The sequence below is a fragment of the Gemmatimonadota bacterium genome (genome assembly GCA_016713785.1).
Lineage (GTDB): Bacteria > Gemmatimonadota > Gemmatimonadetes > Gemmatimonadales > GWC2-71-9 > JADJOM01.
The window spans coordinates 2,012,007-2,027,201 of record JADJOM010000003.1 but is presented as its reverse complement, the minus strand read 5'-3'; the positions used below and the strand labels follow the sequence as shown (position 1 = coordinate 2,027,201).

The 15,195-nt window shown below is 73.7% G+C and carries 13 protein-coding genes; 8 read left to right on the top strand and 5 right to left on the bottom strand.

The window, feature by feature from the left end; all coding sequences use genetic code 11:
* Positions 1-70 precede the first annotated feature (70 nt).
* From IPJ95_17155 to IPJ95_17145, 3 genes are read left to right on the top strand one after another with little or no spacing between them, the layout of a single operon-like run.
* A complete protein-coding gene (locus IPJ95_17155) occupies positions 71-1,639 on the top strand; it encodes a response regulator (protein MBK7925329.1) in 1,569 nt (522 codons plus the stop codon).
* Positions 1,632-3,467, top strand: coding sequence for an ABC transporter ATP-binding protein (locus IPJ95_17150; GenBank protein ID MBK7925328.1), 1,836 nt, complete (start codon positions 1,632-1,634; stop codon positions 3,465-3,467). Before IPJ95_17155 ends, IPJ95_17150 begins: the two co-directional genes overlap by 8 nt.
* The gene (locus IPJ95_17145; protein ID MBK7925327.1) at positions 3,464-4,459 is read left to right on the top strand and encodes a glycosyltransferase; all 996 of its coding nucleotides are present in this window, start codon (positions 3,464-3,466) and stop codon (positions 4,457-4,459) included. Before IPJ95_17150 ends, IPJ95_17145 begins: the two co-directional genes overlap by 4 nt.
* Here the strand turns inward: IPJ95_17145 and IPJ95_17140 are convergent.
* Positions 4,456-5,397, bottom strand: a complete 942-nt coding sequence (locus tag IPJ95_17140; GenBank protein ID MBK7925326.1) for a glycosyltransferase — start codon at positions 5,395-5,397, stop codon at positions 4,456-4,458. The genes IPJ95_17145 and IPJ95_17140 overlap by 4 nt on opposite strands.
* Before the next feature lie 38 nt (positions 5,398-5,435).
* Here IPJ95_17140 and IPJ95_17135 point away from each other — a divergent pair, with 38 nt between their 5' ends.
* Entirely contained in the window at positions 5,436-6,296 is an 861-nt protein-coding gene (locus IPJ95_17135; GenBank protein ID MBK7925325.1) for a glycosyltransferase family 2 protein, read from the top strand.
* On the opposite strand, the gene IPJ95_17130 is transcribed toward IPJ95_17135, so the two are convergent.
* Positions 6,281-7,237 carry a glycosyltransferase gene (locus tag IPJ95_17130; protein ID MBK7925324.1) on the bottom strand — a complete coding sequence of 319 codons (957 nt, stop codon included), beginning with the start codon at positions 7,235-7,237 and terminating at the stop codon, positions 6,281-6,283. The two genes, IPJ95_17135 and IPJ95_17130, sit on opposite strands and share 16 nt — an antisense overlap.
* Here IPJ95_17130 and IPJ95_17125 point away from each other — a divergent pair.
* Together IPJ95_17125 and IPJ95_17120 are read left to right on the top strand one after the other, a co-directional pair.
* Positions 7,236-8,357, top strand: a complete 1,122-nt coding sequence (locus IPJ95_17125) for a glycosyltransferase family 4 protein (GenBank protein ID MBK7925323.1) — start codon at positions 7,236-7,238, stop codon at positions 8,355-8,357. The genes IPJ95_17130 and IPJ95_17125 overlap by 2 nt on opposite strands.
* Positions 8,354-9,541, top strand: a complete 1,188-nt coding sequence (locus tag IPJ95_17120) for a glycosyltransferase family 4 protein (protein MBK7925322.1) — start codon at positions 8,354-8,356, stop codon at positions 9,539-9,541. Before IPJ95_17125 ends, IPJ95_17120 begins: the two co-directional genes overlap by 4 nt.
* On the opposite strand, the gene IPJ95_17115 is transcribed toward IPJ95_17120, so the two are convergent.
* Positions 9,507-10,571 (bottom strand): patatin-like phospholipase family protein, encoded by a 1,065-nt coding sequence (locus IPJ95_17115; protein MBK7925321.1) that lies wholly within the window; start codon positions 10,569-10,571, stop codon positions 9,507-9,509. The two genes, IPJ95_17120 and IPJ95_17115, sit on opposite strands and share 35 nt — an antisense overlap.
* 65 nt (positions 10,572-10,636) lie before the next feature.
* Between IPJ95_17115 and IPJ95_17110 the strand changes: the two genes are divergently transcribed.
* A complete protein-coding gene (locus IPJ95_17110) occupies positions 10,637-11,788 on the top strand; it encodes an aminotransferase class V-fold PLP-dependent enzyme (GenBank protein MBK7925320.1) in 1,152 nt (383 codons plus the stop codon).
* A 69-nt stretch (positions 11,789-11,857) separates the two neighbouring features.
* On the top strand, positions 11,858-13,435 hold the full coding sequence (locus IPJ95_17105) for a DUF853 family protein (protein ID MBK7925319.1): 1,578 nt from the start codon (positions 11,858-11,860) through the stop codon (positions 13,433-13,435).
* Positions 13,436-13,501: 66 nt separating this feature from the next.
* On the opposite strand, the gene IPJ95_17100 is transcribed toward IPJ95_17105, so the two are convergent.
* Together IPJ95_17100 and IPJ95_17095 are read right to left on the bottom strand one after the other, a co-directional pair.
* Positions 13,502-13,795, bottom strand: a complete 294-nt coding sequence (locus IPJ95_17100; protein ID MBK7925318.1) for an MscL family protein — start codon at positions 13,793-13,795, stop codon at positions 13,502-13,504.
* Between the two features lie 122 nt (positions 13,796-13,917).
* Complete coding sequence (locus IPJ95_17095; GenBank protein MBK7925317.1) at positions 13,918-15,180, bottom strand: tyrosine--tRNA ligase; 1,263 nt, start codon at positions 15,178-15,180, stop codon at positions 13,918-13,920.
* Positions 15,181-15,195 lie beyond the last annotated feature (15 nt).

The window sequence follows — 15,195 nt, the reverse complement described above, 5'->3', positions numbered from 1 at the left end:
GGGCCCCGCCGGCGGGCGGCCCCGCCGGCGCCGCGTCCCGGTTGCCGCGGTTCCCCCCTATCTTGGGGGCATGCCACGCCCCCGCAGCATCCTCTGGGTCGATGACGAGGTGGAGAGCCTCTCGTCCCACATCCTGTTCCTCGAGGAGCAGGGCTTCACCGTGGAGAAGGCCGCCCACGGCGACGACGCCCTGGTCCTGCTGCAGCGCCAGCCCTTCGGCGTGGTGCTGCTCGACGAGCAGATGCCGGGCCGGCGCGGGCTCGACCTCTTCCGTGCCATCCGCAGCATCGACACCACCATGCCGGTGGTGATGGTGACCAAGAGCGAGGAGCCGGCCACCCTCAAGGACGCCATCGGGGCCGAGATCTCGGACTACCTGGTGAAGCCGGTGAACCCGCGCCAGGTGCTGTCGGTGGTGACCCGGCTGCTCGAGGGCGACCGGATCCGGCAGCAGCGGCTCTCCCGCGACTTCGCCACCCGCTTCCGCGAGCTGGAGGCGAGCCGCCACCCCGACATGAACTGGCGGGAGTGGACCGAGCTGGTGGTGGAGCTGGCGGAGTGGGAGGTGCGGCTCGGGCTGGCCGACGAGCCGGGGCTCTCCGAGGCGCTGCGGACGCTGCAGGAGAGCCTGCGGGCGGAGTTCGCGCGGTTCATCGAGCGGCACTACGCCGGCTGGCTGCGGGGCAGCCGGGCGGAGCGGCCGCCGCTCAGCGTGGACATCGTGCCGGAGTTCGTGGAGCCGGCCTACCGGCAGCACGGCAAGGCGCTGCTGGTGGTGGTGGACTGCCTGCGGCTGGACCAGTGGGAGGCGATCCGCCCGCTGATCAGCACGCGGTTCGACGTCGAGACCTCGTACTACTTCTCGATCGTGCCCACCGCCACGCCGTTCGCGCGCAACGCGATCTTCAGCGGCCTGCTGCCCCGCGACCTCGCCGCGCGCTACCCCGGCTGGTGGAAGGACCAGGACGAGAACAGCCTCAACGCCCACGAGGCCTCGCTGCTGGCGGCGCAGCTGGAGCTGCGCTACGGCCGGGTGGTGCCGGTGCGCTACGAGAAGGTCTTCACCGCCGCCGACGGCGAGTCGCTGCTGACGCGGCTGCCGGCGCAGCTGGCCGCCGAGGGGGTCACGGCGCTGGTGTTCAACTTCATCGACCAGCTGACCCATGGCCGCACCGAGAACTCCACCCTCTTCGAGGTGGCGCGGGACACGCCCGCGCTCCGGAGCCTCACCCGCACCTGGTTCGAGCGCTCGCCGCTGTGGGCGGCGCTGCGGGAGGCGGAGCGCCGCAACGTCCCGGTGCTGCTCACCACCGACCACGGCTCCATCCACTGCCACACCCCGGCCACGATCTTCGCCCGGCGCGACGCCACCCAGAACCTGCGCTACAAGTTCGGCGAGGACCTGAAGACCCAGGAGCGCGAGGCCGCGGTGGCGGTGGACGACCTCCCCGCGTGGGGACTGCCGCCGCGACCGCCGGGCACCCGGCTGCTGCTCGCCACCGGCGACCGGTTCTTCGTCTACCCGACCAAGCTGCGCGAGTACCAGGCGCGCTATCGCGGGGCCTTCCTCCACGGCGGCGTGACGCCGGAGGAGATGGTGCTGCCCATCGCGCTGCTCACCGCGAGGCGGAGTGGCTGACGAGGGACGCCCGGCCGCGCGGCGGCTCGGGGGCTGGCTGTGGCCCTACCGCGGACGGCTCCTCTTCGGCATCGGGGCCACGACGCTCGCCTCGGTGCTCGACGGCGCCACGCTCCTCTTCCTGATCCCGCTGCTCCGCCACCTCTTCGGCTCCGCCGGGGCGCTCGCCGCGCCGGGCGGGCTGGAGCGCCTGGTGGACCAGCTGCTCGGCCCGCTGCTCGGCGGGCTCACCCCCGCCGGCATCACCGTGCGGCTGGTGGCGCTGCTGTGGGGCACCCTGCTCCTCAAGAACGGGCTGGCCTATTTCGCCGGCGTGGCCAGCGTGCGGGTGCAGGAGGGGCTGGTGCGGGACCTGCGCGGCGCGCTGTTCGAGCACCTGCTGCGGCTCGACCTGGGGTGGCTGGAGCGCACCCGCGGCGGGCAGGTGGTGGCGCGGGTCATGACCGACGCCGACCAGGCCAAGGGCGCGGTCAGTGCCGGCCTCGCCTCGTTCTTCCAGAACGCGGTGCTCATCCTCACCACCCTGCTGGTGCTGGCGCAGCTCTCGTGGCGGCTCACGGTGCTGACCCTGGCCGCCGCGCCCCTCCTGCTGGTGGGCATCCGGCTGCTGATCCGCCGGCTCAAGCGCCACGCGCGCTCCCGCGCCGAAGAGGCGGGGGAGATGACCGCCACCCTGAGCGAGCGGCTGGCGGCGGTGAAGCTGATCCGGCTCTCGGGGGCGGAGGCGCGCGAGGGCGAGCGCTTCCGCGCCCAGGCCGACCGTTACCGCCGCTCGGTGGTGCGGACCCAGCAGTTCGCCACCCTGACGAGCCCGGTGAGCGAGCTGTTCGGCGGCCTGCTGCTGGTGCTGCTCATCGCGGCCGGCGCCTCCCCCGGGTTCCGCGGCGGCTCGCTCTCGCCGGAGGGGCTGCTGGTGTTCATCGTGGCCGCCCTGCGGGTGATGGCGCCGCTCAAGGCCATCACCCAGTTCCCCGGCCAGATGGCCCTGGCCCTCGCCGGGGCGGAGCGGGTGTTCGACGTGCTCGACCTGCCCCCGGCGGAGCGGGATCCCGCGGGGGCGGCGGGGGCGCGATTCGAGCGGGAAATCCGGTTCGAGCAGGTGGGCTTCCGCCACGCGCCGGACGCGGCCTTCGCGCTTGCGGGCATCGACTTCACCCTGGCCCGCGGGGAGACGGTGGCGCTGGTGGGTCCCTCCGGCGCGGGGAAGACCACCATCGCCGAGCTGCTGCCGCGGCTTCGGGAGCCGACGGAGGGGCGGATCCTGCTCGATGGCGTGCCGCTCCCCGCACTGACCCGCGCCTCCGTGCGCGCGCTCATGGCGGTGGTGAGCCAGGAGACGGCCATCTTCAACGACACGGTCCGCGCGAACATCGCCTACGGGCGCCCGTCCGCCAGCGCGGCGGAGATCGAGGCGGCGGCCCGGGCGGCCCACGCCGACGGCTTCCTCGCGCAGCTGCCGCAGGGCTATGACACACTGCTGGGAGAGCGGGGCACCCGGCTCTCCGGGGGGCAGCGGCAGCGGATCGCGCTGGCCCGCGCCATCCTCCGCGACCCGCCGATCCTCATCCTCGATGAGGCCACCAGCGCCCTCGACTCCGAGTCGGAACGGCTGGTGCAGGACGCCATCGTGCGGCTGATGGCGGGGCGGACGGTGCTGGTCATCGCGCACCGGCTCGGGACGGTGCGCCACGCCGACCGGATCCTGGTGGTGGACGAGGGGCGCATCGTGGAGCGGGGGCGCCACGAGGAGCTCTACGCGCGCGGGGGGCGGTACCGGCGGCTGTGCGACGGGCAGTTTGCTGATAAATTGTCCCCCACCACGCCATGACTGCCCCCTTCGCCGGCCTCCGCCTCCTGTACGTCGCGCCCATCGACGACGCCGACCTGGCCCACAACGCCCTGCGGCGCCGCGCGCTCGAGCGCCTCGGCACCCAGCTGGTGCACCTCGATCCCGAGCGGGCCGGCTGGCTGGAACGGCTGGTGCGGCGCGATCTCGAGCACCGGCTCCGCTCCACCCTGGAGCAGCACGTCCCCGACGTGGTCCTGGTGGCGGGGCACGGCGTGGTCCCCGGCGAGGTGGTGGACCAGGTGCGCCCCGCCTTCAAGGCACGCTGGGTCCAGCTGCTCGGCGAACAGGTGACCGACCTCGGCGCCGCCACCCGCGAGGCGATGGCCTACGACCAGGTCTTCGTGGGGGGGAGCGGCATCGTGCGGGCGTTCGACCGCGAGGGGGTGAAGCACACCGACTTCCTGGCCGTGGGCTGCGATCCATCGGTGCACAAGCCGCTCAGCGCCCGCGGCCCCTTCCGCGCCAACGTGGTCTTCGCGGGAGCGGCCACGCCGCGGCGGGAGCGCCTGCTCTCGGAGCTGGTGGAATTCGGGCTGGCGCTGTGGGGGCCGGGGTGGCGCAGGACGTCGCTGCGCGACTACTGCCGGGGCGAGCTGCCCAACACGGAGGACTTCGTGCGGGCCTACGCCGGCGCCACGGTGGGCGTCAACATCCACCGCTTCGAGGCCGACGACCCGACCGGGAGCGGCAGCGCGGTCAACCGCCGGCTGTTCGAGATGGCCGCCATCGGCGTGCCCCAGGTGGTGGATGCCCGGGCCGACCTCCCGCTCCATTTCGAGGAGGGCTCGGAGGTGCTCACCTTCACCACCGCGGAGCAGCTCAAGGGGCAGGTCAAGCGCGCCGTGCAGGAGGACCAGTACCGGCAGCGCCTGGCCACCAACTCCCGCCAGCGCACCCTGCGCCAGCACACCTACATGCACCGGATGTCCGCGCTGCTCGGCGCGGTGACGGGGACCGGTCCCGGGGCCTAGGCGCCCGCCGCCGCGGTGCGCTCTCCCGCCGGAAGGACCCCGCCCGCCAGGAAGCCGGCGTACATCCGCAGGTATGCGGCGGTCATGGTGCGATGGGTGAAGTACCGTTCTGCCCGGGCCCGGCAGGCCTCCGGGTCCTTGGCCGCCGCCGCGCCGATCCGCGCCACCAGCTCCTCGACCGTGTCACCGCACTCCGCCACCTCGGGACTCAGGATCTCGGGCAGCGCCCCGCGCCGGGTGCCCAGCACGGGCGTGCCGGAGAGCAGCGCCTCGATGAGCGTGAGCCCGAACGGCTCGTCCCACTGGGCCGGCATCCACAGCAGCCGGGCGCCCGCCAGCCACGCTGCCTTGGCCGCGCCGCCCACCTCCCCGACGAACCGGACGTAGCGCGAGAGCGAGGGCCGCCAGCCGCCCGCCACCACCAGCTTGCGTTCCGCCGCCTTGGCCCCGGCGATGGCCCACTGGTACCCCTTGCTCTGGTGCAGGCGGCCGAGGAAGAGGTCGTAGTCGCCCTTCTGGCGGCGGAACTGGAAGTCGGCGGGGTCGAGGCCGTTGTAGACGAACGCGCTGGCCTGGTGGCGTGCCGCGTGGTCGGCGCTGACGTAGATGGTGTTCGGCGGGCGCACGGTGCCGGGCTTGGTGGTCCCCTCGAGGGTCCAGAGCCAGGGCAGCGAGGGCGGCTTGCGCAGCGGGTAGAAGGCGTGGAGGAGGTCGGTGCCGGGCGGCACGTGCGGCGTGAGGTCGAAGCCCTGGTCACCGAAGCGGCCGGGGTCGAGCGGGATCACCCGGGCCTCCGGCACCCGGGTGCCGGTCGGGGCGAGCAGGCTCACCTCGTGGCCGGCCTCCGCCAGGCCGCGGGCCAGGGCCACCACCACGCGCTCGGTGCCGCCGTACCCGTCGACCGGCAGCCGCGTGTGATGCACCAGCGTGATCCGCATATCTTTCCGTCGTCTCTTCCCCGCGCGAAAGTCCCGCGATGCGCGTCGTCGGTGTCAGCCTGGTGGCCAATGCAGTGCGGCTCGACTTTCCCATCGTCGAGGCGCTCCGCTCGATCCTGCCCCTGGTGGATGAACTGGTGGTAAACGTGGGCCGGTCGGGCGACGGCACCCGCGACCTCGTGGCCAGCCTGGCGGACCCGCGGCTGCGGATCCTGGACCACGCCTGGGACCCCTCCGCCGGCAGCGCGCTGCTGGCCACCGAGACCGATCGGGCCCTCGCCGCGTGCACCGGCGACTGGGCAATCTACATCCAGGCCGACGAAGTGCTGCACGAATCCGGGGTGGCGTCGCTGCGCGCGGCGCTTGACACCGCCCACGCCGATCCCCGGGTGGATGCCCTGCTGGTCGACTTCCTCCACTTCTACGGCGGCCCCGACCATGTGGCCGGCAATCGCTCCTGGTACCGCCGCGAGGTGCGCGCCCTCCGGCTCGGCCGCGGGCTCCGGAGTCACGCCGACGCCCAGGGGTTCCGACAGGCCGACGGCCGCGGCAAACCCCGCGTGCGGCGCAGCGGGGCCACCTATCATCACTACGGCTGGGCCCGTCCCCGTGCGGCGCTGGCGGCCAAGCGTGAGATCGACAACGCGCTCTACCACCCCGCCGGGCCCGGCCGCGCCCCGGTGGCGGCGGCGCTGCCGTGGGAGGTGGGACTCCGCCGCTTCACCGGGCGGCATCCGGCGGTCATGGAGGCGTGGCTGGCGCGGCGCCGGCCGGAGGCGCCGGTGGCCTTCGGACCGCGCCCCTGGGATGCCCGGCGCCTGGCACTGCTGGCCTCGCTGGGCGTGGAGCGGCTCACCGGGTGGCGGCCGTTCGAGCGCACCAACTACGTGGAGGTGTAGCCCTGTCCCGCGAGCAGCCGCTGGAGCCGGTGGGCGTAGGTATGCTGCGCCAGGACGTGGGCCCGGCCGGCCGCCGCGAGGCGGGCGCGCTGCGCGTCGTCGGCCAGCGCGCCCCGCGCCAGCTCCACCGCATCCGCGGGGTGGCGGTACCAGAGGGCATGGACCCCGTGCCGGGCGAACTCCTCGACGTTGTCCACGTACTCGCCCAGGTAGCACCCCCCGGCGGCGAGCACGCGCCACAGCCGGTTCGAGGTTCCGCCGCGTGCCTCCGCGCGCTGCGCCTCGAGCGCGTCGACGCCGAGCATGAGCCGCGCCCCGCGGGCCACCCGCGCGAACTCCGCCGCGCGCACCGTGCCGCCGGCCACCGGGAGCTGCCCCGCGAGTGCCGCCCACCCCGGGCCACGCACCTGCAGGGTGAAGTGCCGGGCCAGTGCGGTCAGCACCGCGTGCCGCCTCGGGTAGTCGCCCGACCCGACGAAGGCGAGGTCGCAGTGGTAGGCCGACGGCGCCGTCTCCGCGGGGCGGTCGAGCGCGGGATCGGCGCCCTGCGGCAGGAACTCGGCCCGGAGCCGGAGCGCCCGGAAGGCCTCGACCTGGTAGCCGTAGGTGGCAAAGACCGCGTCCACGCCGCGCGCCAGGGTCACCACGCGCCCGGGCAGCGGCTGCACGGCATCGAAGTACCAGAAGGCGCTCCGCCGGCCGCGCACCAGGTGCCGGAGGGTGCGCTCGCCGGCGCTGGCCGCGTGCCGGGTGCAGAGCACCAGGTCGGGCGCAAAGCGATCGGCCTGCCAGCGGAGCACCAGGCCGCCGGCCTCGCCGAGGCGCCGCCGCCAGCCGAGGGCGTCGAGGACGCGGGCCTCGTGGCCCAGGGTCCGCGCGGCGCGGGCCAGGGAACTCTCGGTGCGTTCGGCACCGGCAGCACCAACCACCAGGATGCGCATGCGTGAGGCGAAAGCTGGACCGGTGCCGGCCCCGGCGGTAGCGCCGCTCCGGGTCCTCGTCTCCCTCCACCAGGGGGGCGGCTCGGGCGCGGTGAACTCGGTGCTTCACCTGGCCCGCGGCCTGGCGCGGCGCGGACTCGTGGTGCGGTTCGTCTGCCCGCCCGACAGCGGCGTGGAGCTGGACGCCCGCCGGGCCGGGCTCGAGGTGCACCCGATCCCGCTGGCCACCGGCACCCGGCTCAAGAACGCCGGCGCGCTGGCCAACCTGCTGGCGGTCCACCCGGTAGACCTGGTGGACGCGCACGGCTCGCGCGACCGCGAGGCGTTCACCTGGCTCGGGCTGAGCGGGCGGCTCCCGGTGCCCGCCATCTTCACGCGCCGCTCCTGGCCCCGCACCACGCGGCTCGAGAACTGGCTGGCGGGCCGGGTGGCCCGCCGGGTGGTGGCGCTGAGCGAGCCGGTCGCGACCCGGCTGGCGGCCACGGGCATCCCGGCGGACAAGCTGCGGGTGATCCACAGCGGCGTGCTGCTCGACCGAATCGACCGGCCGGTGGTCCCCGACGACGTCGAGACCTGGCGCCAGCGGGTCGGCTGGTCGGCGGCGCGCCCGACGCTCGCCGTGGTGGCGCGACCCAAGGACCAGTCGGTGGTGCTCGAGGCGCTGGCCCTGGTGCAGACGCCGGTGCTGCTGGTGCTCACCGGGCTGCATGGCGAGGCGCTGAGCGGGCCGCTGCCGCCGATCCCCGAGCGCCACCTGGTGGTGCGGCTCCCCTTCCTGACCGACGTGCGGCCGTTCTACGAACTGGTCGACGTGGCGCTGCACCCGTCGCGCTGGGACGCGCTGCCGCAGGCGGTGCTCGAGGCCATGGCGCTGGGCAAGCCGGTGATCGCCTCCCACGCCACCGGCAACGCGGTGATCATCCGCGACGGGAGCGACGGGGTGCTGGTGGAGCCGATGGCCCCGGCGGCATGGGCGGCGGCCATCGACGCCCTGCTGGCCGACCCGGCGCGCCGGACGGGGCTCGGCGCCGCCGCCCGCCAGCGGTCCCGCGAGGGCTTCCCGCTCGACCGGACCCTCGACGCCACGATCGCGCTGTACCACGAGGTGCTGGGCCGGTGAAGGCCCTGCTGCTCGCGCGGGACTTCCCCCCCGAGGGGGGCGGCATCGCCCGGGCGCTGGGCGAGGTGGCGCGCCACGCGCCCGCGGGCACGCTCACCGTCTGCACCGGGCGGATGCCGGCGTCGGCGGCGTTCGATGCCGCCTGCGCGGCGCCGGTGGTGCGGGTGGGGGTGCCGTGCGACCGGCTGCGCACCCTCCCCGGGCTGGTGCGCTGGGGATGGCGGGCCGACCGGCTGGCGCGGCACGCCGACTTCCTGTGGGCCGGCAACGTGAAGCCGGCGGGCCACGTGGCGCGCTGGGTCGGGGGGCGCCGCGGCCTCCCCTACGGCCTCATCGTCTACGGACTCGACCTGCAGCTCATCGCGCGCCAGGCGGCCGCCGACCCGGCGCGCCGGCGGCGGGCCGCGGCGCTGCTGTGGGACGCCGCAGGCACCGTGGCGATCAGTCACTGGACCGCCAGCCGCTTCACCGCGCTGGCCGGGGAACTCGGCGTCGCCGATGCCGCCCGCCACCTGCGCGTGGTGCCACCGGGCGTGGATGCCGCGCGCTTCCACCCCGGCGCCAGCACGGCGGCGCTCCGCGACCGGTACGGCCTGGTCGACCGGCCCTGGCTCCTGACCGTTGCGCGGCTCATGCCGCACAAGGGCATCGACACCGGGCTCGACGTGCTGCAGGCGCTTCGGGCCGCGGGGCACGAGGTGGGATACATGGTGGCCGGCACGGGCCCCGACGCCGAGCGGCTGCGGCGGAAGGCCGACCGACTCGGCGTGGCGGCGGACGTCCGCTGGCTGGGCCGGGTGCCGGAGGAGGATCTCCCTGGCCTCTACGGCGCGGCGACGGTGTACCTGGGGCTCTCGCGGCAGGAGGGCGACGAGGTCGAGGGGTTCGGGCTGTCGCTGCTCGAGGCGCAGGCCTGCGCGGTCCCCGTGGTGGCGGGGCTCGAGGGCGGCACCGAGGACGCGGTGACCCACGGCGTCACCGGCTTCCTCGTGGACCCGGGGACCGAGGTGGCGGCGGTCCGGACCGTGGCAGCGCTGCTGGCCGATCGGTCGCGCACCCGGGTGCTCGGCCTGGCGGCCCGGGCCCGGGTGGAGCGGGAGTTCGGCTGGCCGCGGGTGGTGCGCGAACTCGCCGAGGCGGCCGCCGCGTTCAGGGGCGGGCGGGGGGCGCGAGTCGGGCGCTGATGGCGTAGGTCGGGCAGTTGCGCACGTAGGCGCCATCGAGCGGGGACCACGACTGGATCGCCTGCCGCACCACCGCGCGGCCCGCCTCGTCCAGCTCGAACACCCAGGGCGCGTGCATCACGCAGGCGCTGCACCCGACGCAGCGCTCCCGGTCCACCCGGATCTGCACCTTCCGCTGCGGGTGGATCCCGTGGCCGGCCGGGTCGAAGTCGGGGCCGAGCTGGTCGAGCAGGTCGGCGGTGGCGCGGTACCCCTCCTCGATCAGCTCGCGGTTGTGGCCGAAGGCGAACAGCGACACGTGCTCCACCCGGGGATGCACCAGGACCAGCGGGGGCGCGGTCCAGTGCCGCAGCCGGCTCTCCATCATGGTCTGCATCACGATCTCGAGCCCGCGGATGTAGGTGGCCGCGAAGCCGTCGTGCTGCACGTTGCTGCGGAGCGCGCTGGTGGCGCCGACATCCACCGCCATCACCGGGCCTTCCCCCTGGGCGGCGGCGATCTGCACCGGCATGTTCTCCGTCACCGCGCCGTCCACGAACCAGCGGCCGTCGATCTCGCGCGGGGGGAAGATCCCGGGCAGGGCACAGGAGGCGAAGACCGCGTCGGCCACCCGCGCCTGCCGCAGGCCCGGCAGGCCCCAGAACACCTGCATGCCGGAGTTGAGCTCCACCGTGTTGATGAGCAGGGGGCGGGGCAGCTGATCGAAGGTGCGGCTGCCCACGAGACTGTCGATCAGCGCGTCGAGCGGCTCCCGGCGATACACCGCCGGCGCGCGCATGCGCTTGAGCGCCATGTCCACGTGGGCCACCTGGAAGATGTCCTTCCGCCGCACCGCGAGCCCCCGCTCGGTCATCTCCGGGATCGACATCCCGGAGGCCCAGGCGGCCGCAATCAGCGATCCCATGCTGCTCCCGACCACCAGGCCGGGGTGCAGCCCGCGCTCCTCCAGCGCCCGGAGCACGCCGATGTGCGCCAGGCCCTTGAGGCCGCCGCCGCTCAGCACCAGCGTGAAGGGACCGCGAAAGGCCATTACCTTCTTCCACCGTGGTTGGGAGACCGTCGAAACGTACGCCGGTGACCGGAGGGATGAGAAGAGTGGCCTATGACATCGCGGCCCTGCGCGCCCAGGAGTTCCCCTGGGCCGGCGGGACGACCTACCTGGATCACGCCTCCATCGGCCCCACGCCCGAGCGTACCCGCCGCGCCGGCGAGGCCTACCTGGGACGACGGTCCCGGCCCTACGAACTCACCCACGACGACCTCTTCGGGGCCTTCGACGCCGCCCGGCGGGCGGTGGCCGGGCTCATCGGCGCCACGATCGACGAGATCGCCCTCGCCACCAACACCAGCTACGGGCTGGGCGTCGCGGCCCGCGCCCTTCCGTGGCTCCCGGGCGACATCGTGGTGGCGAGCGACCGGGAGTTCCCCGCGAACGTCTATCCCTGGAAGCGCCTCGCGGACCGCGGCGTGTCGCTGGAACTCGTCCCCACCACCGGCGCCGGCTGGCCCGACGAGGACCGGCTGGTGGAGCGCCTCGCCGACCCGCGGGTGCGCTGCCTGGCGGTGTCGCTCACCCAGTTCGCCAACGGCTATACCGTGGACCTCGCCCGGCTCTCCCGGGTCACCCGGGAGCTGGGCAAGTACCTCGTGGTGGATGCCATCCAGGCGGTAGGCCAGCGGCCGCTGGATGTCCGCGAGACCCCGGTGGACATCCTGGCGTGCGGGGCCCAGAAGTGGCTCCTCTCGCCCTGGGGGAGCGGCTTCCTCTATGTCCGTCGTGAGCTCATCCCCGCGCTCGAGCCGGTGCTCGCCGGCTGGATGGCGTTCGAGGGCACCGACGACTTCAGCCGCATGACCCAGTACCAGGACGCCCTGCGCGAGAACGCCCGCCGCTTCGAGCTGATCACCCTGCCGTACCAGGACTTCGTGGGCATGACCGCCTCGCTCGGCCTGCTGGCGGAGCTTGGCGTCGAGGCGATCGCCCGGCACCTCGCCACGCTCCAGGGGCCGGTCCTGGCCTGGGCCGACCATCACGGGGTGCGGGTCACCTCCCCGACCGGCGCCGCCGGCTCGGGCATCATCTGCGTCGCCCCGCCGCGCCTGGAGGAGTCGCACCGCGCCCTGCGCGAGGCCCGCATCTACTGCAGCCTGCGCGAGGGCGCACTCCGGTTGGCCCCGCACTGCTACAACACCCTCGAGGAGATGGGGCGGGTAACCGAGGTGCTGGAGCGGGTGCTGCGGCGGTAAGGCGGTAAGGCGGTAAGGCGGTAGATTTCCCGGTCCGTTTCCCGTTTCCCTCCAACACCCTGCGCCCCCATGCCCGGCACACTCGCTGACCAGCTCGCCACCGGCTACGGCTTCTCGGGCCCGGCCATCGTCCTCGGCGCCGCCCTCGAAGGCTCGCGCCTCCACCCGGAGCCCAAGGTCCGGATTCCCCTCGCCATGACCAATCGTCATGGGCTCATCGCGGGGGCCACCGGCACCGGCAAGACCAAGACCCTGCAGCTCCTCACCGAGCAGCTCTCGGCCGCAGGCGTCCCGGTCTTCGTGGCGGACATCAAGGGCGACCTCTCGGGGCTCGCCATGCCGGGGCAGCCGGGGGAGCGCATCACGCAGCGGGCCGGCGATGTGGGCTGGACCTGGACCCCGGCGGGGGTGCCGGTCGAGTTCGTGAGCCTCTCGGGCCGGCTGGGGGTGCAGCTCCGCGCCACGGTCTCGAGCTTCGGGCCGCTCCTGCTGGCCAAGGTGCTGGGCCTCAACGAGACCCAGACCAGCGTCCTCACCCTGGTCTTCAAGTACTGCGACGACCAGCAGCTCCCGCTGCTCGACCTCACCGACCTGCGCGCCGTGCTGCAGTACCTCTCCGGCGACGACGGCAAGGCCCAGCTCGAGGGCTATGGCGGGATGTCCCAGGCCACCGTCGGGGTGCTGCTGCGCAAGATGATCGAACTCGAGGTGCAGGGGGCCGAGCAGTTCTTCGGGGAGCCCGAGTTCGACGTGCACGACCTCCTGGCCACCACCCGCGAGGGCCGGGGGGTGGTCACCTGCCTGGAGCTGGGCGACGTGCAGGACAAGCCGCGGCTCTTCTCCACGTTCATGATGTGGATGCTGGCCGAACTCTACCACGCCCTGCCCGAGGCCGGCGACCTCGAGAAGCCCAAGCTGGTCTTCTTCTTCGACGAGGCGCACCTGCTCTTCAACGACGCCTCCAAGGCGTTCCTGGAGCAGGTGGAGCAGGTGGTGCGGCTCATCCGGTCCAAGGGTGTCGGGGTGTACTTCGTCACCCAGACGCCCAAGGACGTCCCCGCCGATATCCTGGCCCAGCTCGGCAACCGGGTGCAGCACGCCCTCCGCGCCCACACCCCCGACGACGAGGCCGCGCTCAAGGCCACCGTGCGCACCTTCCCGAAGACCGAGTACTACGACCTGCAGGCCACCCTCACCTCCCTCGGCATCGGCGAGGCGGTGGTGACCGCCCTCGACCCGCGCGGGGTGCCCACCCCGGTGGTGGCGGCGCGGCTGATTCCACCGTCGTCGCGGATGGGGCCCCTGACGCCGGAGGAGCTGGCGGCGGACATCCAGCAGTCCGACCTCCTCAAGGAGTATGGCCAGGCGGTGGACCGGGAGAGCGCGCGCGAGATGCTCGCGGCGCGCCTGGCCAGGCCGGCGGGCTCCGCGCCCGAGGACCGACCGGGCCCACGCGGCCAGGCGCCCGCCCCCGCGCCTGCGGGAGGGCGGGCCAAGATGTCCACCGGGGCCAAGCTCGGGGCCGCGGTGCTCGGCGCACTGGGGACGACCATCGCGCGGTCGGTGGGCCGGGAGCTGGTGCGGGGCGTGCTCGGCGGCCTGCTCGGCGGCAAGACCACGCGGAGCACCCGCCGGACCCGCTGGTAGGCTGCGTCGCGACGCACCACGGGGGCGCGCACCACCGGTGCGCGCCCCCGTGGCGTGCGCGGGGTGCTACTTCTTGGTGACGGTCTCTTCCTTGAGCACCTTCTTGGAGAACATGAACACCAGCCAGGCCACGATCACGAAGTTGAGGAGCGCGCCCAGCACCGGGCCGATCTGGAACGGGCCCACCGCCCAGGACTGCCATGCGCCGCCCGGCAGGACCAGGCCCACGACCGGCATCAGCAGGCCATCGACGATCGTCTTCACCAGCTCGCCCGCCTTGCCGCCGATGATCACGCCGATCGCGAGGCCGATGACGCCGTACTCCTTCAGGAACTTCATGAACTCGCCTTGCATAGCCACTCCGCTCTAGGGGGGTGAGACTGGAAGGGCCCGGCGCGTCCCTGCGCCGAGCCCGGCGAATATCCATGCATGGTCGGAACTGCGCCAGCGCGGCTGACCCGCGCGCCTGTCGATCCGGGGTGTCAGGTCAGCGTGACGAGCGCGTAGCTGCGCTTCCCCTTCTGCAGCAGCAGGTACCGCCCCGCCAGCACGTCCGCCTCGCCCAGGGTGTATTCGGCGTCGGTGACCTGCCGCCCGTTGAGCGAGTACGCCTTCTGCGGCAGGCCGCGCCGGGCCTCGCCCTTGGAGGCGGCGAGGCCGGTCCGCACCAGGGCGTCCACGATGCCCAGGCCCGGCAGCTCCACGCGGGGCAGGGCGGTGGTGGGGATCTCGGTGGCCAGCACCTCGAAGACCTCCGCACCGGCCTCCGCCAGGTCGAGGCCGCCGAACAGGAGCCGGCTGGCCCGTACCACCCCTGCGGCGGTGGCGGCGCCGTGCACCCGCGCGGTCACGTCCTCGGCCAGGCGGCGCTGGGCCGGCCGCTTGCCCGGGTCGGCGGCCTGCGCCGCCACCAGCGCGGCAATCTCCTCGAGCGACAGGAAGGTGAAGAAGCGCAGCAGGCGCTCCACGTCGCGGTCGTCGGTGTTGAGCCAGAACTGGTAGAACTGGTACGGCGAGGTGCGGGCGGGATCGAGCCAGACGTTGCCCGACTCGCTCTTGCCGAACTTGCCGCCGGCGGCGTTGGTCAGGAGCGGGAACACCAGCCCGTGGGCGGCCCCACCCTCGCGGCGGCCGATCAGTTCGGTGCCGGCGGTGATGTTGCCCCACTGGTCGCTGCCGCCCAGCTGCAGCTCGCAGCGATCGGTCTTCCACAGGTGCCAGAAGTCGTACGCCTGCACCAGCATGTAGCTGAACTCGGTGTAGGAGATCCCGGTTTCCATCCGGCTCTTCACCGCGTCCTTCTGCAGCATGTAATTGATGGTGAAGTGCTTGCCCACGTCTCGCAGGAAGTCCATGAGGCCGAGCGGCCGGAGCCAGTCGGCGTTGTTGCGTACCCGCGCGGCGGTGGGACCGTCGAAGGAGACGAACCGCTCGAGCTGGGTGCGGATCCGGGCCACGTTGTGGTCGATCTGGGCCACATCGAGCATGGGCCGCTCGTTGCGCTTGCCCGACGGATCTCCGACCATCCCCGTGCCGCCGCCGACCAGCACGATCGGCGTGCCCCCGAGCCGCTGCAGCCAGGCGAGACCCATCACCGGCACCAGGTTGCCGACGTGCAGGGAATCGGCGGTGGGGTCGAAGCCCACGTAGCCGGTGACCGGGCCCTGGGCGAGGCGGGCGGCCAGTCCGGGGGTGGCGTCCTGCACGAAGCCGCGGGCCGTCAGGATCTCGAGGAGGGTGCTCATGGGCGCCAATCCTAG